18 protein-coding genes and 3 tRNA genes are annotated in these 22,561 nt (G+C 63.3%); 13 read left to right on the top strand and 8 right to left on the bottom strand.

Annotated elements, in window-relative coordinates:
- Positions 1 to 95: 95 nt before the first annotated feature.
- The gene (locus A4H34_RS10270) at positions 96 to 995 is read right to left on the bottom strand and encodes a YggS family pyridoxal phosphate-dependent enzyme (RefSeq protein WP_082903208.1); all 900 of its coding nucleotides are present in this window, start codon (positions 993 to 995) and stop codon (positions 96 to 98) included.
- A gap of 293 nt (positions 996 to 1,288) precedes the next feature.
- Positions 1,289 to 4,177, bottom strand: coding sequence for a DEAD/DEAH box helicase (locus tag A4H34_RS10265; protein WP_407946345.1), 2,889 nt, complete (start codon positions 4,175 to 4,177; stop codon positions 1,289 to 1,291).
- A 129-nt stretch (positions 4,178 to 4,306) separates the two neighbouring features.
- On the opposite strand from A4H34_RS10265, the gene A4H34_RS10260 reads away from it, so the two are divergent.
- A tRNA-Lys gene (locus A4H34_RS10260) sits at positions 4,307 to 4,378 on the top strand.
- A gap of 60 nt (positions 4,379 to 4,438) precedes the next feature.
- Here A4H34_RS10260 and A4H34_RS10255 read toward each other — a convergent pair.
- Entirely contained in the window at positions 4,439 to 4,996 is a 558-nt protein-coding gene (locus A4H34_RS10255) for a DUF4865 family protein (protein WP_064232023.1), read from the bottom strand.
- A 70-nt stretch (positions 4,997 to 5,066) separates the two neighbouring features.
- Positions 5,067 to 5,633 carry a TetR/AcrR family transcriptional regulator gene (locus A4H34_RS10250; protein ID WP_231871034.1) on the bottom strand — a complete coding sequence of 189 codons (567 nt, stop codon included), beginning with the start codon at positions 5,631 to 5,633 and terminating at the stop codon, positions 5,067 to 5,069.
- Positions 5,634 to 5,930: 297 nt separating this feature from the next.
- On the opposite strand from A4H34_RS10250, the gene A4H34_RS10245 reads away from it, so the two are divergent.
- The 3 genes from A4H34_RS10245 to A4H34_RS10235 all read left to right on the top strand — a co-directional run bounded on the left by A4H34_RS10245 (position 5,931) and on the right by A4H34_RS10235 (position 7,488).
- Positions 5,931 to 6,003: transfer RNA gene (locus A4H34_RS10245), tRNA-Lys, on the top strand.
- A 249-nt stretch (positions 6,004 to 6,252) separates the two neighbouring features.
- Positions 6,253 to 7,176 carry an ATP-grasp domain-containing protein gene (locus A4H34_RS10240; protein WP_064232021.1) on the top strand — a complete coding sequence of 308 codons (924 nt, stop codon included), beginning with the start codon at positions 6,253 to 6,255 and terminating at the stop codon, positions 7,174 to 7,176.
- Between the two features lie 236 nt (positions 7,177 to 7,412).
- A tRNA-His gene (locus A4H34_RS10235) sits at positions 7,413 to 7,488 on the top strand.
- Between the two features lie 108 nt (positions 7,489 to 7,596).
- Here the strand turns inward: A4H34_RS10235 and A4H34_RS11110 are convergent.
- Entirely contained in the window at positions 7,597 to 7,737 is a 141-nt protein-coding gene (locus tag A4H34_RS11110; protein ID WP_156510325.1) for a hypothetical protein, read from the bottom strand.
- 159 nt (positions 7,738 to 7,896) lie between these two features.
- Between A4H34_RS11110 and A4H34_RS10230 the strand changes: the two genes are divergently transcribed.
- The 3 genes from A4H34_RS10230 to A4H34_RS10225 are packed head-to-tail and all read left to right on the top strand — an operon-like array spanning position 7,897 to position 10,808.
- Complete coding sequence (locus tag A4H34_RS10230; RefSeq protein WP_231871033.1) at positions 7,897 to 8,862, top strand: ABC-three component system protein; 966 nt, start codon at positions 7,897 to 7,899, stop codon at positions 8,860 to 8,862.
- Positions 8,846 to 9,100 carry an ABC-three component system middle component 6 gene (locus A4H34_RS11510; RefSeq protein WP_082903207.1) on the top strand — a complete coding sequence of 85 codons (255 nt, stop codon included), beginning with the start codon at positions 8,846 to 8,848 and terminating at the stop codon, positions 9,098 to 9,100. The genes A4H34_RS10230 and A4H34_RS11510 overlap by 17 nt, the downstream gene beginning before the upstream one ends.
- Complete coding sequence (locus A4H34_RS10225) at positions 9,087 to 10,808, top strand: ABC-three component system protein (RefSeq protein ID WP_064232020.1); 1,722 nt, start codon at positions 9,087 to 9,089, stop codon at positions 10,806 to 10,808. The genes A4H34_RS11510 and A4H34_RS10225 overlap by 14 nt, the downstream gene beginning before the upstream one ends.
- 320 nt (positions 10,809 to 11,128) lie before the next feature.
- Here the strand turns inward: A4H34_RS10225 and A4H34_RS10220 are convergent, their stop codons facing one another.
- Positions 11,129 to 11,956, bottom strand: a complete 828-nt coding sequence (locus tag A4H34_RS10220; protein ID WP_064232019.1) for a hypothetical protein — start codon at positions 11,954 to 11,956, stop codon at positions 11,129 to 11,131.
- A 497-nt stretch (positions 11,957 to 12,453) separates the two neighbouring features.
- Between A4H34_RS10220 and A4H34_RS10215 the strand changes: the two genes are divergently transcribed.
- From A4H34_RS10215 to A4H34_RS10190, 6 genes are all read left to right on the top strand, one after another.
- A complete protein-coding gene (locus A4H34_RS10215; protein WP_082903206.1) occupies positions 12,454 to 13,221 on the top strand; it encodes a TetR/AcrR family transcriptional regulator in 768 nt (255 codons plus the stop codon).
- A 53-nt stretch (positions 13,222 to 13,274) separates the two neighbouring features.
- The gene (locus A4H34_RS10210) at positions 13,275 to 14,894 is read left to right on the top strand and encodes an MFS transporter (RefSeq protein WP_082903205.1); all 1,620 of its coding nucleotides are present in this window, start codon (positions 13,275 to 13,277) and stop codon (positions 14,892 to 14,894) included.
- 326 nt (positions 14,895 to 15,220) lie between these two features.
- On the top strand, positions 15,221 to 17,641 hold the full coding sequence (locus A4H34_RS10205; RefSeq protein ID WP_064232018.1) for a serine/threonine-protein kinase: 2,421 nt from the start codon (positions 15,221 to 15,223) through the stop codon (positions 17,639 to 17,641).
- A 226-nt stretch (positions 17,642 to 17,867) separates the two neighbouring features.
- Positions 17,868 to 18,308, top strand: coding sequence for a PadR family transcriptional regulator (locus A4H34_RS10200; protein WP_064232017.1), 441 nt, complete (start codon positions 17,868 to 17,870; stop codon positions 18,306 to 18,308).
- A complete protein-coding gene (locus A4H34_RS10195) occupies positions 18,305 to 19,153 on the top strand; it encodes an ATP-binding cassette domain-containing protein (RefSeq protein ID WP_064232016.1) in 849 nt (282 codons plus the stop codon). The genes A4H34_RS10200 and A4H34_RS10195 overlap by 4 nt, the downstream gene beginning before the upstream one ends.
- The gene (locus tag A4H34_RS10190; RefSeq protein ID WP_064232015.1) at positions 19,150 to 19,845 is read left to right on the top strand and encodes a hypothetical protein; all 696 of its coding nucleotides are present in this window, start codon (positions 19,150 to 19,152) and stop codon (positions 19,843 to 19,845) included. Before A4H34_RS10195 ends, A4H34_RS10190 begins: the two co-directional genes overlap by 4 nt.
- Before the next feature lie 253 nt (positions 19,846 to 20,098).
- On the opposite strand, the gene A4H34_RS10185 is transcribed toward A4H34_RS10190, so the two are convergent.
- Together A4H34_RS10185 and A4H34_RS10180 are read right to left on the bottom strand one after the other, a co-directional pair.
- Complete coding sequence (locus A4H34_RS10185; protein WP_064232014.1) at positions 20,099 to 21,061, bottom strand: PfkB family carbohydrate kinase; 963 nt, start codon at positions 21,059 to 21,061, stop codon at positions 20,099 to 20,101.
- A 28-nt stretch (positions 21,062 to 21,089) separates the two neighbouring features.
- Entirely contained in the window at positions 21,090 to 22,481 is a 1,392-nt protein-coding gene (locus A4H34_RS10180; RefSeq protein WP_050758855.1) for a sugar porter family MFS transporter, read from the bottom strand.
- Positions 22,482 to 22,561 lie beyond the last annotated feature (80 nt).

The raw sequence follows: 22,561 nt of genomic DNA, 5'->3' as shown, positions 1-22,561 counted from the left end.
ATGGCGTTGTCTTGCCTCATTGCGAGCGGGTTTGCTTCATTGCGAGCGGTTTTGCTTTATGATTTTTGTCTTGCTTTACCGCGAGCGGGTTTGTTTCATTGCGAGCGGGTTTGCTTCATGACGGGACGCGGCCCGAACACGGCCGTGCCGATTCGAACCTCCGTCGAGCCTTCGGCAATGGCGATTTCCATGTCGCCCGTCATGCCCATCGACAATTCTGTGCAGCTGGCGACGCCGGCGGCCTGAACGGCATCCCGCAGCTCGCGCACGCGCGCATGGGAGGCGGCCACCGCGGCGACGTCGTCGGTGTTCGCGCCGATGAGCATGAGCCCGACGAGGCGCAGGTTCGGCAAGTCCGCAACGGCGCCGGCGAGGTCGACGACGCCGCTCGGATCCACGCCGTGCTGAGATTCGGAGCCCGCAGAGTTGACCTGGATCATGACGTCGAAGGGGCCGAGGGGGCTGCCGTCCTTTCGGAGCTCGCCCGCTGAGATGCGTTCGCCTTGCAGCCGGTCGAGGCGCGCAGCGAGCTTGGGCGAATCGACGGTTTCGATGCAGTCGGCTGCCCGGATTGCCTTGCCGGCCTTGTTCGCCTGCACGTGGCCGATGACGTGGACTCGGTGGAAGGGCGCGCCCAGCTCGGTCAGAGCCCTTTCGCCCTCCTCCAACTGCTGGATGTAGTTGTGGCCTATCAGGCTGCCTCCGGCACGCAAGGCTGCGGCGACCCGTTCGGGCTCCTGGAACTTGGCTGCCAGCAGAATCGAGACGGCATTCTCCTCGCGCCCCGCGCGCGACGCGGCTGCGGCCACTTTGTCGCGCAGACTCTCCCAGCGCCCCGCGATCTCGCTTACATCCGGCCGAGAGATGCCCTCGAAGCTGGTCTCCTGGCCGGACCAGTTGACGCCGTTCGTCTCGACGCCGCCTGCCCGGCCGCCGTTTGCGTCGACTCGGCTCGTCTCGATGCCGCCGGTGCCTTTGCCGCCGTTTTCGTTCATCTATACCATCCCTTTCGACCCTTGAATTCTAGCGGGCGCCCGTACCCGGCAGGTGCGCAAGGCCTCGAACGGGCCGGAGCCTGGAGACTCGTCTGCGGGCGAGAGCCGGATTGCGCAAGGAATCCAGACGATTACGGAGCATGCAGCCCTCGTCTGCGGGCGAGAACGCGTGGCGCGGTCGCCAAGGTTGCGACGTTCGATCCCCTGCAGCCCTCGTCTGCGGAGAGCGCGTCGGCGCACCGAGTTCCGCGGGTGCGTCCGGACCATACAGCGCACTCGGGCTGGACCGGGGGTCACAGCTCGCCGACGTGGACGACCCGAAGCTTCGCCGCACCCAGCTCGTCGCATTCGTCGAGGTCGACGAATGCGCGGAAGCCCCAGCCGCCGTCGCCTTCGCCGTCGTCGAAAACCTGCGTGACGATCCACAGGCGGCCGGGTTGCTTTCCCTCGACGAGGGCTTCGGCGACCTCGCGGGGCACGCCCGTCTCGGCGAGGTCTGCGGCATCGGCCTGTTCTTGTACTCGGAAGAACTCGTTTCCGCGGGCGTGGGAGTCGATGCCGACGCTCTCGTAGACGTCGAAGTACGGATCGGTGGCGTCCATCCAGGCGTCGCCGTCCCATACGGGCCCCGCTTCGCGGTTTGCGAGCGTCGCCCGGCTTCCTTCGTCCCCTGCTTCGCTGCGTGCGTCTTGTGCTTCGCTGCGTGTGGCCCCGGCCGCGCCGCCCACAGCCTCGGCCTCGCCGCTCTCGTCCCCGACTTGGCTGCCGGCGTCCCCGAACCGGCTGGATTCCGTCCACGCGGGCTCGCCGTCGAGGCGGTCCAAGGATTCGAGGTCCTCGAATTGAACGGCCTCGACCCTGCGAAACGCTGCGTTGCGGACCGCGGCTTTGAAGGCGTGGCGGTTGCGGGTAAAGGCAGCGGCGCCGTTCTCGTCCGCCCCGAAGGCGACCTCGTCGAGCCCGCCTTCGGCCTCGCCGGACATGCGCGCGGCCTCCTCAGGCGTCACCCTGCCGTCTGCTAGGGCCTCCCATTCGTCGAGGAGCGAGGAGTCGACCGAGCGCACGAGAGTCCCCAGCCACTGCGTGATCTCGTCGACCTCGTCCGTGCGGGCCTCGAGCGGCACGGTCTGCCGCAGGGCCTTGTAGACGTCCGAGAGATAGCGCAAAAGCACGCCCTCGCTGCGCGCCAGGTCGTAGCGTGAGACGAACTCGGAGAACGTCTCGGCGTGCTCCACCATTTCCCGCACGATCGATTTCGGCGTGAGGTCGTAGCCGTCCACCCATGGATTCGTCTGACGGTAGACGGCCAACGCCCCCTCCAAAAGCTCCGCGAGGGGCCGCGGCCACGTGATGGAGTCCGCCTCGGCCATCCGCTCCTCGTAGCCCATTCCGGCGGCCTTCATCCGCCCGATCGCCTCGCCGCGCGCTGCGCGCTCCTGCGCATAGAGCACCTGCATCGGATTCTCTTGGACGGCCTCTACCACCGAGACGACGTCGAGCGGATAGTCGGGGGACTCGCGTTCGAGCAGGTCGAGGGCCGCAAGCGCGAAGGGAGCCAGAGGCGAGTTGAGGGCGAAGTCGCTCGGAACCTCGCGAGCGAAATCGACCGCGGACTCGCCGGGGTGGGCGGCCTGCCATTGGACGTCGTGGTGGACGAGGACCCCCGCCGAACGGAGCGTTTCGTAGATTTCGACCGCCCTTCTGAGCAGGGGGTTCGACTCGGTTTTGGGCTCGTGGTTGTCCGTCAGCAGACGGACGGCGGCGGCCACCGAATCCCCGGGGCGTTGCAGAAGGTTGAGGATCATGGCGTGGTTGACGCGCATCTGCGAGGCCAGCTTCTCCGGCGCCGCGTTCTGCAGGTGCGCGAGCGTCTTCTCTCCCCACAGCACCACGCCTTCGGGGGCTTTCTTTCGAACGAGTTTCTTGAGCTTCTTGGGGTCCCCGGCGGCTTTTTCCAGGGCTTTCGCGTTTTCGATCTCGTACTCGGGGGCTTGGACGACGACGTCGCCCGCCGTGTCGAACCCGGCCCTGCCCGCCCGGCCCGCGATCTGGTGGAACTCGCGGGCCGAAAGGTGGCGTGAACGGGTTCCGTCGAACTTCGACAGCGACGTCAGGAGCACGGTTCGAATGGGGACGTTGATCCCGACGCCGAGGGTGTCCGTGCCGCAGACGACCTTGAGCCGTCCGGCTTGCGTGAGCCTTTCGACGAGCCGGCGGTAGCGGGGGAGCAGCCCCGCGTGGTGGACGCCGATGCCCGATCGCAACAGTTTGGACAGCGTTTTTCCGAAGCCGGGGCCGAAGCGGAAATCGCCGATCTCCTTGGCTATGAGCTCGCGCTCGGCCTTCGTCGTCAGGTTGATCGGAAGCAGGGCCTGCGCTTGGCTGACGGCCTCCTTTTGTGAGAAGTGGACCACGTAGACGGGGGCGCGGTGGGTGTGGACGAGTTCGAGGACGACTTCGCCGAGGGGCTCGCGCGAGTAGGAGAACGCGAGGGGGACGGGGCGCTCGGCGCGGTCGACGACGGATGTGTTCCTGCCGGTGCGTTTGCTCAGGTCTTCCGCGAGGAAGGACGTGTCGCCGAGAGTGGCGGAGAGGAGGACGTGCTGGGTCGAGGCGAGCTCCAGGAGGGGGACCTGCCATGCCCACCCGCGCTGGGGATCGCCGTAGAAGTGGAACTCGTCGGCGATGAGCACGCCGATGTCCGCGGCGTCGCCCTCGCGCAACGCGATGTTCGCGACGATTTCCGCCGTTGCGCACACGATCGGCGCCCCGGCGTTGATGGACGAGTCACCCGTGACCATGCCCACGTTGTGCGCGCCGAAGGCCGCGATGAGCTCGAAGAACTTTTCCGAGACGAGGGCTTTGAGCGGTGCCGTGTAGTAGGCGCTCCGCCCGTGTGCGAGGGCGGTGAAGATCGCCGCGAGCGCGACCATCGACTTGCCCGATCCCGTCGGCGTGGAAACGATCAGGTTGTCGCCTGAAACGGCAGCCAGAAGAGCCTCTTCCTGGTGGGGGTAGAGGGGGCGTCCCGTCGATTCGGCCCAGTTCGAGAACTCCTCGTAGACGGCGTCGCCGTCGGGCGTGAATCCGAAGGCGTCTTCGAGCCTGTCAAGCGCAAGGTTGAGGGCTGGGGCGTCGGGCTTTTCGTTCGTCACCCCACAAGATTGCCACAAGGACGGCATCGGAACGGCGACGTCGGTTTCCCGCGGCTCCTGCGGCGCCGGCGTCGGAAGGGCGAGTGCGGCGACGGTGTCGCGCGCCACGGGATCGGCGTTTGCCTGCGCCGCGATCGGCGGGTAAAGTTGGAATCCGCACCGCTAGCTCAATGGTAGAGCAACTGACTCTTAATCAGTGGGTTCTGGGTTCGAGTCCCAGGCGGTGTACGGGTCAGGCCCGCAGTCGAAAGACTGCGGGCCTTTCGATTTTCTTCGGACCTTGTTCGGTCACGAGCCTTCCGAGACGTGAAGGACTTCGTAGACGGTCCGGCCTGCGGCGCTCTGTTCGGCGTGTGCGGCGCTCAGCTCGACCAAGACGAGGTTCCATGCGGTCACGTCGACGGCGGCGACTCGTGCGACGGTCTCGCCGTCCTCTTCCGAGAGGAATGGGGCCGAGAGGTTTTCGACGCAGGCGGAGGGGGCGACGTCGTCCGGAAGCGAAACGGTCTGAAAGGACAGGCTGCGTGCGCTCGCGTAGGAAGACGGGCCGCGAGCGATCTTGTGCACGGTCCAGTCTTGAATGGAATGGCGCCCGAAGTCCCGGACGATCGACGAGTAGCCGGGCTCGCCCCAGCAGAAACTGCGCATGCCGGCGGTGTCTCGCCACACATAAAAGGGGGCGTAGGCGTTCCGCGGCGCGCCCTCGGCCTTTTCTTGTACGAGGTAAGCCTTGAACTCCAGTCCGGGAAACCCGTCCATGAGACGGCCCGTCGCTCGGACCCTCTTGCGAATGACGTCCATGTCGTAGTCGGCGGGCAAAGCGATCTGGTATTGCATTGCATACATCGGTTCTGTTCCTTCGTTGCTTGTGTTTCGGTCAATTGCGAGCCGACGCCGGCGAGGCGGCGCCCGAGGCTCAGCCGCCGGCCTGTTGGCGTATGAGCGACGCCGCGCCGGCGACTGCGGCGTCGAAGGCCGCTGGATTCTGCTGGGCTCGCGCGAGCACATATCCGCCTTGGACGGTCGCGACGACCATCGAGGCGAGTTGCTCGGGATCTGTCTCGTGCCGGAATTCCCTGGCTTCGATCCCCTGGCGGACGACGTCGGCGAGAGCGCCTACGATCCACCCGAGAGTCTCGGCGACCGGGCGGAGAAGCTCCGGGGTTGCCAGCACGTCGGCGTCGTACGTCATACGTCCCATGCGGCAGCCCCGCAGCGAGTCTCGCTGCCGTTCGAGGTAGGAGATCACGCGCTCGACGGACGTTCCGTCTGCGGCCAGAAGGGCCTCTGCCTCGGCGCGCATCGCCGCGGCGCTCTGTTCCAAGGCCGCGGCAGCCAGGTCTCGCTTGCCCGAGAAGTGGTGGTACATGCTTCCCTGGCCCACGTTGGCGCGGTTGAGGATTTCTTTGGAGCTGGTCGCTGCGTACCCGCGCTCCCACAGGAGGTCTTGCGCGACGTTCACCAGCCGGGTTCGTGTGTCCATGCCAAGATTGTACATAGTGGTTGGTACAGAAGGCGAACTGAGAAAGGAGGTGAGGAGGGGTGCCGTGCGGGTCTGGGCGAGAGGACGACGGAACGTCAGCCCCAGCAAGAGTGGCGAGGGGTGCCGTGCGGGTCTGGGCGAGAGGCATTCAGGCAGCCGGGCGGACGGGCATATTGAGTCAACGGCGTCACGGACTCTTCGTCTGCGGCCAAGGCCGCCTCAGGGCGGCGCGGTGGAGCTAGATCACACGAGGCCGGCTTGCGCGGCGGCGGGCGCCTGAGTAATCTAGCTTTGCAAGCACTGCTAGCTCAATTGGCAGAGCAACTGACTCTTAATCAGTGGGTTCTGGGTTCGAGTCCCAGGCGGTGTACGAACAGGGCTCCGCGGCCGCAAGGCTGCGGGGCTTTTCGTTTTCCGGGACGACGTCGGATGCGACGAAGTGCGGCCCGCGATGCGGCCCGGCCCCGAGGCGTCGCAGCCCTCGGGGCCGCTTGGGCACGCGTTTCGGATGCCGTGTATGCGATTGGGCCGAATTCGTACGGGTTTCGCCCGAGTTCGCATTTGATTGACTTGAGCTTGGGCGTGATCCGCGCAATCGCCATCGGGTAAAGTTGGCTGCGTGTCTGATCCGATCGTGACCTTGGCAACGTGCGCCGAATTGCCAGACCTTGACGCCGACGAGCAGGGCCTTCCCGACGCCCTGCGGGAGCGCGGGCTCGAACCGAGGATCTCCGTGTGGAACGACCCCGACGTCGACTGGTCGCAGGCGGGAACCGTGGTCGTCCGCTCCGTGCGCGATTATGCGGCCCAGCGCGAGGAGTTCCGCGCCTGGGCGCGTTCTATTCCGCGGATCCTCAACCAGGCGCAGGTCATGGACTGGAATTCGGACAAGCACTACCTGCGCGAGCTGGAGGCCCGCGGTCTGCCGGTCATTCCGACGGTGTGGCTCGAGCCCGAGCAGAATCTGACGAAGCATCAGCTGCACACTCGGTTCCCCGCGTACGGGGATTTCGTGGTCAAGCCGGCCATTTCCTCGGGCGGGCGCGGGACCGGGAGGTATACGGCGATCGACCCGAACTCCCGCGGCGAGGCCATACGCCATGCGATGAGCGAGCTCGAAAACGGCCGCCCCGTCATGGTGCAGCGCTACCTCGACCAGATCGACCGATCGGGGGAGACCTCGCTCATCTACCTCAACGGACTAGCTTCGTACCAGGTCGAGAAGGATCCGATGCTGCACCCCAGCTTCCGCTCCACCGAGGAGTTCCACGAGGAAGTGGTCCGCTCGGACGCGACCAACTCCCAGGAGTGGCGTTGGGGCGAGCAGATTCGCGAGATCGTGCACGGATACATCGTCGATACGTGTGGCCGCGACGAGCTGCTCCTGTACAACCGCGTCGACATCGTCCGCGGCGGCCCCAAAGACGCCCACGAGTTCTACGTCCTCGAGGTCTCCCTCATCGACGGATCGCTCTACCTTTCGCAGAACCCCACGCATCTGAAGAAGTTCGCCGACGCCATAGCCATGCGCGTGCATTGGTGACGGTGCATGCCAGCGCATCGCCCTCGTGAGACGCGAAGAAGCGGCTCTCGTGCGAGGTGGAGCGGCTCTCGTGCGAGGTGGAGCGGCTCTCGAGCGACGTGAAGCGCGGCGCCGTCGTCGGACAGTTTGTTGCGCTGCGGTGGTGCGGATCACCCGGGGGCGTTTCGTCACGACGCAGAAGCTAGGCTACACTTGAACAGTGCCCCAGGCGAGCGACCCTGCCTGGGGCACGTACGGTGGTTGTAGCTCAGTCGGTAGAGCACCTGGTTGTGGTCCAGGGGGTCGCGGGTTCGAGCCCCGTCATCCACCCCACGTCGGTCGGGCATTCCCCCCAAGTCAGTTGGGCTGAGATTTCTGGCTGAATGCGAGATTCTCGATTGCATAATCGCCCGGTCTTCCGTTGTGGCTCGGCTCCTACCCCTATTTTGCATGGCAAAGCTTGGCATTGACTTTCGTTGCTGCATAGCGAAACGCGACGGCGTCCTTTGTCGCTGCTTGGTGAAGCGCGGCGTCGGCCTTCGCTTTCACATGAAAAACGCCGCCGCGCATTGCAAGGTCCAAAATTTGGTCCTTATACGGTGCCAAGGTGCTTTTCGTGTGCGATTCAACGCCGACTACTTCGAAAGCCTCCTGGTAGGGTAAAATTTTAACAGTAACAGATTCGGCGCAGATGCGTCATTCTTCGAGCGTCGAACACCTGTCATCGAAGGGAGGAGAGTCATGGCATTGCCCGATTCGGCTTGGAAGTTCTGGTTTCGAGCGCGACACGATCAGCTGTGCCTTGCCGCCGGCGAAGAGTTTGAGAACTACGTGAGCAAGGTGCTCTCCCATCTGCACAAAGACTACGTCAATCCAGAGGCCATGGGCAGCCTCGGGGACGGCGGCTGTGACGGAATCGCCGAAAACGGGTCCATCCTTTACGCCTGCTACGGACAACGTGCAGTAACAAATCTCGACCAGAAGACCAAAAAGAAGCTGGAAGATGACTTCGCTAGAGCTTACGCCTTTTGGCCGGAGTTCAGGGTGTGGCGGTTTGTGACGAATGCGTCTTTTGGCCCTGCCTCAACTGACAGTCTGCTTAAGTTGCGGAAGAAGCACGGTCCAGACTCCAAACGTCCGATAGCTCTCGAGCTTTGGAAAGCTCCGGACGATCTGTGGTGGGAGGCCGTGAGTAAACTAGCTTGGGATCAGCTGGATGAAATCATACCGGGTTCCCCGCACGCGCAGAATGTGGAGCTTGACGATTTGGTTGAGCTCATTGAAATGCTTGAAGGGGTCGAGGGTGGCGATGTTGATCACCTTCTCGAAGACATCAGACCTGTCTCTTCAACTAAGATGGACTTCAACAGGCTCCCGAGGACGACGAGGACTGAGTTTGATGAGGGGAGGCTTCTGTCCCTACGTATTGACAAGTGGTTCGCCGGGCAGCCCGATCCTGGTCTTCGCGATGCGAAGGCTCGACGTTTTCGTCAGATTTATGAGGAAGCACGTCGGGTGACGTCCGATGTGCGTGAGATTGTGCGGCGCGTATACGTCGCTCTGGGCGGACCAGACTTCGACATGTGGACGAAACGCGCCAACGCAGTTTACGCCGTTACCGTATACTTTTTCGATTCATGTGACATCTTCGAAGAGCCTCCCGCGGACTTTTCTATAGGAGAAACTGGCGATGTTGCTTCCGACTAAGGGGATACGCCCCGAACGTGCTTTGCTGACGCTGGGGGCGAAGCTTCTGTCTCTGCTGGATTCGCCGACCACCGTATCGGGGCTTTGGGAACGATTCTCACGAGAAACGAGATCGGGACATGCCGGAGGCGCCATCACCTTCGACTGGTTTGCCATGGCTTTGTCGATGTTATTCGCCATCGGGGCCGTCGCATGGAATGCCTCCGATCAGTTGGTGAGGCACCATGTTTCTGTATGAACTCGGTTCCTCCGATTGCCGATTTAAGACGCTGCGCTTCCACGAAGGCATGAATGTACTGCTCGCGGATAAAACTCAGGGCTCAAAACTGGGTGATAGTAGAAACGGCGCCGGGAAGACAAGCTTTGTCCGCATCCTTCGCTATCTCCTAGGCGGAAAGCTCGATGACAGTCTCAAATCCGCCGAGCTGGCTCATTTCTCTTTCTGGGGCGATCTTGAGATGGAGAACGCCGTCGACGACCTGACGAGAGGCGTTGCTGATGTCAAGCGAATCGAACGCGCGGTCAAACCTCAAACGAAAGTGCGCGTCGACGGCGTCTCGACAAGTATCGACGCTTGGAAGCTTGACGTTGGCCAACTATTTCGGCTTCCTGCGGATGCGAATCGCCCCACGGTCGGTCAGCTTGTCAGTCAGCTGGTCAGGGATTATTTTGGCGATCCGCTTAAGACGTTTGCTGCAGAATCGGCATGGGAGTCGGGGGCTAGAATCGGATACCTTTTAGGGTTCACGCCAGAAATTCTCGCCAAGGCGGGTGAGGCTTCCGCCCTTGAGAAGAATCGCAAAGCGCTCAAGAAGGCGATTGCCGAGGGAGCTCTTGGAAACGTTTCGATGAATGAGCCGGAGCTTCGTGCACGCCTGGCTAAATTGCGCCAGCGCCGGTTGCGCCTCGAATCGAAACTGTCGGGATTCCGCGTCGACGAGCAGTATGCCGAACATCAGGCTGAAGCCGACCGTCTTACCCAGGCGATCAGGGATCTCAATGACGAGGGTCTTGTGCTGGAGCAACGCAAACGCGACCTCGAATTGGCAATGCAAGAAGAGAGGCCGACGGCTTCTAGTGCCGACATGGCCAAGCAGCTAGAGACGATGTATGTAGAGATCGGCATCGTCCTGCCCGACGTCGTAGCGCGACGATTCGAAGAGGTGGCGGACTTCCATTCGTCCGTAGTGCGCAATCGTCGGTTGTACCTTGAATCGGAGCGTGTCAGCGTCCTTGACAGGCTCAAAGCGATTGAGGCCGAGCGTAGGGCCTTGGACCGCCGCCGAGCGGATGTGATGAACCTTCTAAACGACTCAATGGCACTCGAGACTTTTCGCAATGCGGAAAGGGAACTTGCGGAGGTCGATTCTACCGTCGCGGATCTGGAGCGAAGGCTGGAGCTCGTGCAGTCGGTGAACGACGCCGGGCTACGCCTGCGTTCAATCACGGCTGAAGCGGAGGCCAGCGTCCGAACCGAGATGGCCGAACGGGAAGAATTTATCGAAGAGGCGATCTCCCTGTTCCAACAGCTTGGCGAAGAGATCTACGACGATCGCGATGTTTCCTTGCTCATTGACGCAAACAAGGGGGTACTCAAAGTCACTCCTGAGATCGATGGCGATGCCTCGTCCGGCATTCGCGGAGTGAAGACCTTCCTGCTTGACGTCGTCTGCCTCGTCATGGCCATCAAGGCCGGTCGGGCTCCGCGCATCCTTGTGCACGACAGCCTCCTCTTCGACTCCATGGACGACAGGCAAGTCGCCTCCTGTCTCAATATCGGAGCCCGCCTCGCAGACGACGTGGGATTCCAGTACATCGTCACGCTCAACTCGGATCGTTTGCAGGCAGCTGAGGCCGAAGGGTTTGATCGACGGGATTACGCCATCGATCCCGTGTTGACGGATGCAGGCGAAGACGGTGGGCTCTTCGGTTTTCGCTTCAAGTAGGACTGCTCGACATCTGGGCCATACCGACGTTGGCCTTCGAGATTTCAGGGGAGCTTTATTGCGACAGAGCATCGGGGTGGCAAGGTTCGGCGTCGGCCTTCGCTTTCACATGAAAAACGCCGCCGCGCATTGCAAGGTCTAAAATCTGGTCCTTATATGGTGCCAAGGTGCTTTTCGTGTGCGATTCCGAGTTCGTCCGCGATTCCAAGTTTGTCCGCGATTCTGAACTCGTGCGACGGCTGGTTTGTGTGCGCTTCTGGTTTCGTGCGCGTCGGCGAGTTCATGCGCAACGGCGCACCCGGCGAGCGTCGTTGGCCCCGTCATTCGACGTCGGCGATGACTCCGGTTCTTGCCCACCGCCAAAGGGTGAAGGACTCTTGCGAGGAACACAGCCGTTTGATCGACCCGCGAGGGCCGTCGTCCCACACGCCCAGGCGAGATATGAACTCGAAAGTTTCGTCCCGCCCGTTCGCGTGGCGCAGGACGAACGTGGTCTTGGCGTCTCCGTTCTTATACGAGGGCCACTCCTTGAACTCCGTGCACACCACGCCGGTCTCGCCTCGCGGGCCCGCCTGCAGATCCAGCGCCAGTTCGACGTCGTTGGCGGCCGCCTGCAACAAGAACATTAAGCCGAGGGCAGCGCCCAGGATCGCCGCCTTTTTCCCGAACAAGGGAGCGCGGTTCATCAGACGGCGCAGCCACGTCTGCCGCGGATCCTTGCGGCTTGCCCACGCCCACGTCAACGCCAGACACATGAGCCCCAGCCAGGGCCACACGTTCCACAAAAGCGTCCGAGCCCACATCTCCGTCGCGCCGAGCGGCTGCCCCCAATAGAACAGGTAGAGAGTGGTTGCCAAGAGGTAAAAGATGAAGCCGAGAGGGACCACGCGCGTCGTGGCGGCGTCGATCAGCGGAACCCAGTCCCGGCTCGGAGCGCCGACTCCCGCCCCTGCCCTTGCCGCCGCTCTCACCCCAGTTCGCGTTCCCTCGCCCCTTTTGCTCTTTGCCCATGCGGTGCTCGCGCTGGCCCCGGCCCAGGCGCCCTTGATCGCGGTGTCCGTGGCCATGGTGTCCGTCTCCTCCTTGGCCTCCCTTCCGAAGCGGGCGCGGCGGGCAGACCGGCCCGGTTGAGAGCGGTTCCTCTCCATGGCTTTCCCTTCCTTGCGTGCTCCTCGCATATCTCCTGCCGTCTTCGTAGAGAACCGACGCCTCCGTCGTGGTGGCTTGCGTGTACGCCGTGACGGGTTGAGAATATCGGCGCAATCGCTTCCTTTTCCATTGAAAACGTGGGGACCGCTCATCGATTTGTCCTTCGGCCCGCGATTTTCGAGGGCGGCGCGTTGCCGGGGCAGACGCGCCGACGGCGGGCGAAGGGCCGACGTCGGCCGTTTCCGCCGGACGATTCCCTGTTATGCCCGACGTCTCGGCTTCCCCTCTGGACTTCTCGAGTTCTGTGCCAATAGTGTACATTTTGTACATGTACAGAACGTACATTTAAGGTGTGCGCAGAAGGCGTTCCCGAACCGCGGGGAGATAGCTTCCAAGGGATGGAGGGGGCTCTCCGAAAGAACGGGAAGCCTTCCTTGAAAGGCCGTGCGTTCGCCTAAAACAAGGCGTTCGTTCGAAGGATGAGAGGTGTGGGCCGATGAAGGGAAACGGTCAGCCGCGATCCGCGCGGGCTCAACCTTCCAAAGCGGAAGGCGAGGCGCCGGAAGCGGAAGGCGAGGCGCCGGAGGCGGGAGGCAAGGGGAAACGCGAGTTCGCCCAGGAGGAAAGCTCCGCGAAAGAGCGAGGGCCTGTGGGGGAGCGGCCCGATCGACTCTGCTCGCTCACGTCGCGAAAGCGCGACCCCGAGGCGCGGCGCCGCGCAATTCTCAACGCCGCCATCGACGTGATAGTCGAGAAGGGCGCCGCCGCGCTCACCCACCGGGCCGTCGCTGCCCGCGCGGGCGTTTCCCTGGGATCGACCACCAAGTACTTCTCATCCATCGAGGACCTGCGAGAAAACGCGATGGATGCTCTGGTCAGGGAGATGGACGCCGGCGTCGACGCTTTCGAATCGGAGCTTGAAGCATGCGACGACGTTGAAAGCTACTGCATCGGGCTCGCTTACGAGTATTTGCGGGACGTTCGGCAGGTCAGGGCCGATGTCGCCCTGCTCAACGCCGGCGCCCGGGACGACGGGCTGCGCGAGATCGCGCTGCGCAACCCAGACCGGCTCATCGCCGCCCTCGCCCCTCATTTCGGCGCGGAGCGCGCAATGGCCCTCGAGCTGTGCCTCGAAGGCGCCGTCGTCCACTCGGCGCTGAGAAGCACGCCCATAGACAAAGAGGTGATCGAGCGAATCTTCCGGGCGATCATATCCGCGCCGTGGCCCGGACAAACAGAGGCGCGCGAACGGCGGGCGCTCTGAATGCGGCAAACGAACGGCAAATTGGAACGAAGGCCGTGAAGGAGAAACGAACAATGACAGAAAAAGTTGAGCGATTGCAGTCAACGACCGACGAAGGCATCCGGTCGGCGGGATCCGAGGGCGCGCGGCCGAAGGCGGGCCCCGTGCCGACACAGTCGCTGTCCACGGCTCGCCGGTGGATGGCCACGGTCGTGCTCAGCGCGAGCGTTCTGGTCATAACCATGGACATGACGATCTTGAACATCGCGCTTCCCGACCTGGCCAAGGACCTCAAGCCGAGCGCCACCCAGCAGTTGTGGATCGTCGACGTCTACTCGCTGGTGCTCGCCGGCCTTCTCATATCCTGGGCGGCAGTCGGAGACCGTTGGGGCCGCAAACGCATGCTCATGCTCGGTTACGCCATTTTCGGCGTGGCCTCCCTCCTGGTCTTCTTCGCCGACTCTCCGGGCATTGTGATCGCCGTGCGAGCCTTCCTCGGCGTGGGCGGCGCGATGATCATGCCCACCACGCTGTCGCTCATCCGCGTCATCTTCACGAACTCGAAAGAGCGGGCGACGGCGCTGAGCATCTGGGCGGCCGTCTCCGGTTTGGGGTCGGCCATCGGCCCCCTGCTGGGAGGGTACCTGCTCGAACACTTCTCGTGGCATTCAGCCTTCCTCGTCAACGTGCCGCTCATGGCCGCCGCCGTGATCGCGGGGATGCTTCTGCTTCCCGAATCTCGCGTTGAAAAACCGGGGAAGCTCGACCCGCTGGCGGTCGTCCTCTCGCTCGTCGGCATGACGCTGCTGGTGTGGTCGATCAAAGAGTTCGGCGACAAAGCCAGCCTGCTCCTGCCCGCGCCGTGGATCGCCTTCGCGATCGCCGCCGTAGCCCTCGGCGCGTTCGCCCGCCGATGCCTCCGAAGCGACGAACCCCTCCTCGACCTCGCCCTCTTCCGCAATCGGCAGTTTTCCGCCGGCATCCTCGCGGCGCTGGGCACCACGTTCTCGCTGCTGGCCGCGATCCTCCTCATCTCGCAGTGGCTTCAGCTGGTGCAGGGAGACACCCCGGTGCAGGCGGGGATCCATCTTATCCCCGCGGCCGTGGCGGGCGCGGTGGCGTCTATCGCGGCGCCGCCGCTCAGCAGAGTGTTCGGGGCACGGGCCGTTCTCGCCGGCGGGCTTGCCGTGGCGGGCCTCGGCATGGTCTACGTGGGCCTTCGGGGAGCGGGCCTCAGCATGGTTGCGGTGATGGCGGCCCTCGTCCTCGTCGGCTCCGGAACGGGGACCCTCGCCATCGCGTCCGCCATGATCATGGGCGGCTCGCCAGAAGACCGAGCGGGCAACGCCGGGGCCCTCGAAGAGACCTCCTATGAGCTTGGCGGCGTCATGGGCGTGGCCGTTCTGGGCAGCGTCTCGGCTCTCGTGTACAAGGCCGAGATCGTCGCCGACCCGCTTTTCTCCCAACTTCGGGAATACAGCGCCGACGTCGCAAACCAAGCCAAAGAGTCGCTCGGGGCGGCGGTGACGATAGCGAACGAGACCAATATTCCCGAGCTCGCCGAGCGGGCGGGGGCAGCCTTTACGCGGTCCTTCGAAGTGACGGGGGCCGTGGGCGGAGCGCTGATGATCGCCGTCGCCGCCGCGGTCTTCTTCCTCACACCGAAAGGAACGAAGATCACGGGAAGCCACTGATTGCACGCGGAAGGCCGCTGGCTGTACGCGGGAGACCGCTGATTGCACGCGAGAGGCGGCTGACCGGACGCCCGTGCCAAAGATGAAGGGCGGCACATCTGCGAGGTTGCGCAACGGCGAGGTTGACTCGTCAACTGGTGGAAGTTCCTCGCAGAATAGGGGAGAAGCCGTTGCAAAGATGAAAATCCGAGGGTGCGGAAGGCGACATGGCTCACGTAGGGCCCTCCCGCACTCGCTTGTGGCGCCTCCGCACCGCTGGCACACTACGAATAGGGGTTCAAAACCTGTAGATTTATACTGTCACGTGTCGAGAACCTGGAGGGTACATGCGTCGGCTTGGAAGCAGATACATCCTCGATGAGCGCATTGGGAAGGGCGCCCAAGGAGAGGTGTGGATCGGTCGTGCTTCCAGCGAGGGCTCTCAAGACACCGTGCCCGAGGTTTACGCCTTCAAAATCCTTCGGACCGACCTCGCCGAGGAGCCCGGTTTCGTCGAGCGTTTCATCAAGGAGCGGTCGACCCTTTTGCGCGTGTCCTCGCCTTACGTCATCGGCGTTCACGACTTCGTTGTCGAAGGGACGACGCTCGCATTGGTCATGGACTACGTCCCCGGCGGCGACCTGCGCGGCTACCTCAAGGAGTCGGGGCCGCTGCCGCCCGCGGAAGCCGCTCAACTTGGCGCTTCGGTGGCCGAGGGGCTGAGCGCCGTCCACAACGCAGGCATCCTTCACCGCGACGTCAAGCCCGCCAACATCCTGCTCGACTTTTCGACGACGCCGATGACCCCGCGCGTCGTCGACTTCGGCATCGCCCGCATCATCGACGTCGCGGGCGCGAGCCACCTCACGGGCGTCATCGGCACCCCGCTGTACATGTCTCCGGAAGTCCTCTCGGGCGAGGTCCCTGGAACGCAGGCCGACGTCTACTCCCTCGGCATCGTGCTATATGAAGTCGTTTGCGGCGTGACGCCCTTCGTCGGCAGCATTTCGGAGCTGCTTGGACAGCATATGCATCGCACGCCCGGGCGTCCCGGGGGCGTGCCCGACCGAATGTGGGGCCTCATCGCCTCCATGCTCGTCAAGACCCCGGACAAGAGGCCGACGGCGACCGACGTCGCGCGCGAGCTCCGCGCAATGGCCTCCGAGCTGGAAAACGTCCCGGCAGCGACGAAGCTCGCGAAGCCTCCGCCGTCGACCCCTTCGACGGAGCTTGCCGACATGGGCGTCTCTCCGGCGGCGGGGCACTACCCGCAGGCGGCCTTCGCCTCCGCATCGCCGCATTTTTCGGCTTCCAGCCCTGCTTCCTACATTCCCAATCGCTCCTCTCAATCGGCGCCCGAGGCGGCCTCCTCCTACGCGGGGCCCTATACCGTTCCGTACTCGCGCACGCAGACGGGGGCATATGGCTCGCAGACTCAGACGGGCGCTTACGGATCGCAGACTTTCCCATTCACTCCGCAGACAGCTGGGGACGCCCGCGGTCCAGGGCGCTCGCGCCGGCGCAAAAAGCGGAGCAAAAAGACGATCGCCCTCGTGTCCCTGCTTTCCGTCGCCTTGGTCGGCGCGGGCGTGTGGGGCATTAGCATGCTGACGCACGAGGAAAAGACGCCGGAGTGGTACGTCGCGAATTTGCCTGCGGGCAAGAAGTTCGTAGAAGAGCACCGTATCTCTAAGGCTTACAAGGTGGCGGTCTCTCCCAACCGAAGTTTGGTCGCCGCCAACGCCGTGAGCGATTGGACGCTTTACAGCCTCAGCGGAACGGGAACTTCGAAGATCGCAAAGAAGGACTGTTACGACAACAAGTCGGGGTTCTGGAACAATTCTTCGTTCCTCTGCCACACGGGAAACTCGGCGACGGTCATTCGTTCCAACGGAAACATCTACAAGCCGCCGGGCCCGAGTTCTCACAACCTCGTCGGCACGGACGGCGAGATCACGGTCATGATCTCCGACGCCAACTCGGGAGACCTCGTCGGCATCGACTCCTCTGGGAAGGAAGTCTGGCGCGCGCTGGGAAAGTACAGCGAGGCCATCGTTCAGAACGGCTTCATTCTCTCCTACGACACCGAAAAGAAATCCTTGCGCATACTTTCCGTCGCCTCGGGCGAAGTGTTGAAATCTAAGGACGCCGAAGACGATTTCGAGTCGCTCAGCGACAATCCGCATCCGCTTGGCTTCGGAATCGATGCTGGAACCAAGGCGTTTTACCAGGTCGAAAGCGGTTCCTACACGATCTGGGACGAGAAGGGCGAGCGTAAATTCGGAGGCAAAGCGAAGGTGACCACGAACAACTGGGTCATATCCTCCCCAAACGTCTCGCCCGAAGACCTGAAGGATCTGTTCGAGGCGTCGCCCGCCACCGAGGCGGTCAACATCCGGGGTGAAAGCGACATCAGGGTGGCGAGGGTGGACGGCGCCAACTGCCGGGTCGAGATCGACGGCGTCCGTTTCAAGGTCCCGAAGGTGAACGATCAGAGCAGATGCTACGTCGACATTCTGGGGCTCAGCGGCGACGATGACACGTTGTTGCTGGAGTCCTCCAACGCCTCCGACGAGAGAAGGCATTGGAAAACCGGAACGGTCGCCCGCGATAACGAGGGGAAGGGCAAGGTAGTCGCCTACTCTCTTTCCAGCGGAAACGAGCTGTGGAGGGCGGACGGCTCCTTTGTCGCCCTGCTCGGCGGGAATCGCATGGCCATCCGACCGAACAGCGACGAGATCATCCTTGGCACCGTCAGGGACGAATGACGTCCGAGGAGCCGGGGCCTGCTGAACTCGTTCCAGGGTTATCGTCAAGCGGGAAGCGCAGTTCCGCCTGGGTCGAAAGCGCCTAGACGGGCGCGGAGGCGGCCAGGCTTGGAATGTCCAGAGGCCGAACGGAGCTTAGGCCAATTCGTCGTGGAGCAGCCAACAGCTAAACCGATCACGAGTAGTTAGCTAGACTTACTATTGGTGGATAGGTAGACTAACTAGTATGGATGTGAAAACTCAACAATGGCTGCATGGCTTTTTAGATTTCTGCCTGCTCGGCCTCATTGACGCCCAACGAGATTACGGGCGCGGCCTAGCCGAGCGGCTTGCGCGATCCGGTTTCGGCGAGATTCCTGGAGGCACCCTTTACCCCGCGCTCGTTCGCATGGAGCGCCAGGGTCTCATAGCGGCTTCGAAGGAGCCGTCCGCGGCCGGGCCTCCCAGAAAGTACTACGAGACGACGGCGAAAGGCCGCGAGGCTTTTCACGAGCTCGTGGAGACGTGGGAGCAATTCAAGGCGGCGGTCGAAGCGACCGTCGACGGTAAAGCGATTCCTCGGGAGGCGATTGCCCGACAGGCGACGATTCGCGGGGGTGAGGCGACTGGCCGGGAAGAGGCGATTCGCCAAGACGAGCCGATTGGCCGGGAAGGAGACTGGCGATGAGCGAGGATCGGGCCCTTGAAACGGAGGGCTGGGCCCTTCGATTGGAACGTGGGCTGGCAGGCGCGGGAATCGACGGCCGCCGCGCTCGCAGACTTGCGGAAGAGGCCGTTGCCGAAGCCAGCGACTACGCCCTGCCGCCGGAGGAGGTCTATGGGCCGGCCGAGGCCTACGCGCGGGAACTGGCGAGGGCCGCGCGCGCTGCCGTCAGAGAAGAGCGGCGTCTGGACGAGTCGCGTTCGGGTGCGCCGGTTCTGCGGCTGCGGGACGTAAGCAAACGGTACGGGAGGAAGACGGTTGTGCGGGACGTGAGCCTGGAGCTCGGGTCGGGTCAAATCGGCGCGATCGTAGGCGCCAACGGCTCTGGCAAATCGACGCTGCTCAAGATATGCGCGGGGCTCGTGCGTGCGACGTCGGGAAGCGTCGAGCGAGTCGAAAACGTCGGCTACGTCCCGCAAGCCGGGGGCCTCTCGCCTCTGCTGACCGCCTCCGAGCACTTCCGGCTTTTCGGTTCGCTCGACGGGAAGAATGAGCGAGAATCCCTCGTCGCGGGAACGCGCTTGGCCCAAAGCCTGGGGTGGCGGCCCAACCGCAAGCTCGGTGCGGCTCGCCTTTCGGGCGGCACACAGCAGAAGCTCAACGTGGTGCTCGGCGGCATCAATCGCCCCCGGCTCATCCTGCTTGACGAGCCGTATCAGGGATTCGACCAGGGGACGTACACGGACTTTTGGGAGCAGCTGTTTTCCTGGCGCGAGGCTGGAGCCGGCGTGCTCGTCGTCACCCATATCCTTCACGACCTCGACGGCGTCGACTGGACGTGTGAACTGCATCCTCAGGAGGAATCATGAACGTGTGGACCATCGCAAAGATCGGCGTCAAAGAGACCCTGCGGCGTCCTCTCGCCGTCTTCTTCGTCTTCCTGCTGCCCATGGTCTTCTATCTTGTTCGGCTCGACGTGCAGTGGCAGGCGATACGACTGCTCGCGATCGGCGTGGGCTGGGCGGTTGCGACTCTCTCGCTCTTCAGCGGCGTCGTAAGCAGCCAACTCGACAGGCGGCTGTGCGTCATGGGGGCCAGGCCGTCCGTGCTTTTCGCCGGGCGGCACATCGCCCAGGTGGCCATCGGCTTGACGGTTTCAGGCGTGTACTTCGTGGTTGTGGCGGTGACCCAGGACGTCGTGCACCTGTCCGCAGTAGGCCTTCTCCTCGTGACGACTGTGCTCATATCCGTTCCGCTGGGAGCTCTCATGAGCTTCGCGGTGGCCAAGGAGCTCGAAGGGGCGCTTGCTCTTCTTTCGGTCATGGCCCTCCAGCTCCTGGTCGACCCCGACGGCTCGAAGGCGAAGCTTTTGCCCCTGTGGTCGACGCGCAAGATCTCAGCCTACGCGATCGGAGCTGAGGATGCCGGGGCGCTGAAGGCGGGAATGCTGCATTTCCTCTTCGTCTTTGCGCTGTGTGCGCTGGCGGCGTGGGGAGCGAGCGTGGCGAGGCTCGGGATTGTGCGAGCGTCTGGGCTTCCCGCGGCTGCACAGGAAAGCTAGGCAGCTGCGGGGCGACGTCGGAAGGCTGGGACGCAGCGAGAGAAAGTTCCAACTGAACGGCTAGGGAAGCCTTGGCCGCCGGGCGGCGAGGCGACGTCCGGCGGCCGGCGTCAAAGATGTGTGGCGCCGAGCGAAGGGACGACGTCCGGCGGCCGGCGGCAAAGATGTGTGGCGCGAACGAAAAAGATGTGTACAGCGCCGAACGAAGGGGCGGGCACGTATGTGCCCGCCCCTTCGTCAATAGGATTCGACGTCAGGAAGCCAATTTCGGATCGGACTTGACGACGTCGGCCACTTCGGTCGCGGACGGCGCGTATGCGCCGGCCTTGCTCACGGTCAGGCCGGACGTCACCGTTCCGCGGTGTAAAGCGGGGAGAATCTCGCTCCACCTGGCCTCGCGCAGCCTGGCCTTGGCCTCGATCGAGCCGAGGAATCCGGCGTCGAGAAGCCCCGACAGCAGGCCGCCCATGAACGAATCCCCGGCGCCCACGGTGTCTACTACGTCGATCGTCAGCGGATCGACGACGAGCATGTCGCGTTCGGCTGCCAGACGCGCGTAGGAACCCCACGGCCCGCGCGTCACCACCACGAGTCCGGGGCCGAGCTTCGACCAGCGCCTCATGACCTCCTCGACGGGGGTCTCTTCGCCGTAGAGCCAAGCGAGGTCTTCGTCGGACGCTTTGACGACGTCGGAGAGCGCGACGATCTCCTCGATGCGGCCGATGACCTTTTCCGGGGACTCCATGATCGCTGGCCTGGCGTTCGGGTCGTAGGAGACCGTCCCTTGAGCGGCGAAGTCCTTGACGGCTTGAAGCACCGCCGAGCCGCCCGGCTCAAGGGTCGCAGCGAGGCTTCCCGTGTGCAGGTGGGCGATGTCGCCGGGATGCGGCAGCGGCGGGACTTCCCACGTCAGATCGAATTCGTACCTGGCGCGGCCGAGCTCATCCAGCAGGGCGTAGGCCAGGGACGTTTTGAAGGCGCCGTTGCTGCCGGGGACGACCCCTACCTTGTGCTCGGCGGCGAAGTCCTCGATCAGCTTCCCGTGGCGGTCCTTGCCCCACCACGCGCCAATGAGCGCGGGCCTGTCCAGATTGGCCAGCACGCTGGCCACGTTCAGCGGGCTTCCTCCCACGTGTTCCGCGGACTCCTCGCCCCTGATGACGACGTCAATGAGGGCCTCTCCGAGGCAGAGAACTGGTTTGTTTGCTGTGGTCACGTTGTTTCCTTCGGTCGGAGCGTCGCTGCTACTTCAAGCCTAGCTTGGATTCCATCTCTTCGAGCGGGACCCCCTTGGTCTCGGGCATCATCTTGAGGACCCAGAAGAGCTGGCCGCACATGCAGACGAAGAAGATGAGGAAGGCGAATCCGCCGCCCCAGCTGCCGATGACCGTCGGGAAGGCAAAGGTTGTGATCGCCGCGAACACCCAGTGTGTGAGGGAGCCGAAAGATTGGCCCAATCCACGGACCTTGTTCGGGAAGATCTCCGATATGAAGACCCAAATGACCGAGCCCTGGCCGAAGGCGTGGGCCGCAATGAAGAAGAGCAGGCCGACGAGCACCAGCATGGACGACGTCGAATCGAAATGCCCCTCGTACATGAACATGACGCCCGTGAGGAAGCCCAAAGACAGCAGGTAGCCGATCGAACCGACGATCATGAGCGATCGGCGCCCGATCTTGTCGATGACCGTCAGGGCGGCCATGGTGGCGATGAGGTTCATGACGCCGACGGCCACTGACATGAGGTATCGTTGGTCTTCGCTTGCCCCTGCCTTTTCTAGAACCTTGGGGGCATAATAGAGGATCGCGTTGATGCCTGAGAGCTGGTTGCACATCGCGATGATGAAAGCAAAGAAGACGACCTTGCGATAGCGCCGCGAGAAAAAGTCGGACAGGCTTCCTTTCGTGCGGTCCGCTGCCAGCTGCTGGCGGATCTCTGCGATCTGCTCCTCGGATTCGGCCCGGGTGCTGCACAGCCGACGGCTGATTTCGACAGCCTCTTTGTCGCGCCCGCGGGACATAAGCCATCGCGGAGTCTCGGGCACCGAGAACAAAAGGAGGAGGAAAATGGCGGACGGCACGACCATGACTCCCAACATCCACCGCCAGGCTTCCATCGGATCGGTGATGGTCTGCTGGATGATGTAGTTGGACAGGTACGCCAGCAAAATGCCCAAAACGATGTTGAACTGCACAAGGCCGACCAGTCGCCCGCGTATGCGTGCCGGGGCGATTTCGGCGGTGTAGATGGGGGCGCATACGGAGGAAAGGCCGACTCCGATGCCTCCGACGAACCTGAAAGCCAATAGGACTGCGTGAGTCCAGGCAACGGCAGTTCCCAGAGAGCCCAGAACGTAGAGGATGCCGATGGCGAACAGAAGGTTCTTCCGTCCGTATCGGTCTGCCAGGCGCCCTCCGATGAGGGCACCGAAAATGGTGCCGACCGTTGCGATGGCGACGGTTAGCCCGATTCCAAAATCATCAAGTTTGAATCTGTCTTCCAGGGCATCGTTGGCGCCGGATATGACGGCGGTGTCAAAGCCGAAGATCAGACCGCCGATGGCGGCCACGACGGCGCTTCTGATAACGAGGGCATTCACCCTCTCCCGAGGTGCTGATATAGGCCTACTCGACATCGAGGGACTCCTTGTGGAAAAACGCACGCCACGCCCGTTGGAAACAGGGCGACGAAGGTCGGCGGGGGCGACCTACCGTC

The sequence above is a fragment of the Peptidiphaga gingivicola genome (assembly GCF_001652275.1).
GTDB classification, from domain to species: domain Bacteria; phylum Actinomycetota; class Actinomycetes; order Actinomycetales; family Actinomycetaceae; genus Peptidiphaga; species Peptidiphaga gingivicola.
Note: the sequence above shows the minus strand (reverse complement) of the source record. Positions and strands in the feature narration are given on the sequence as shown.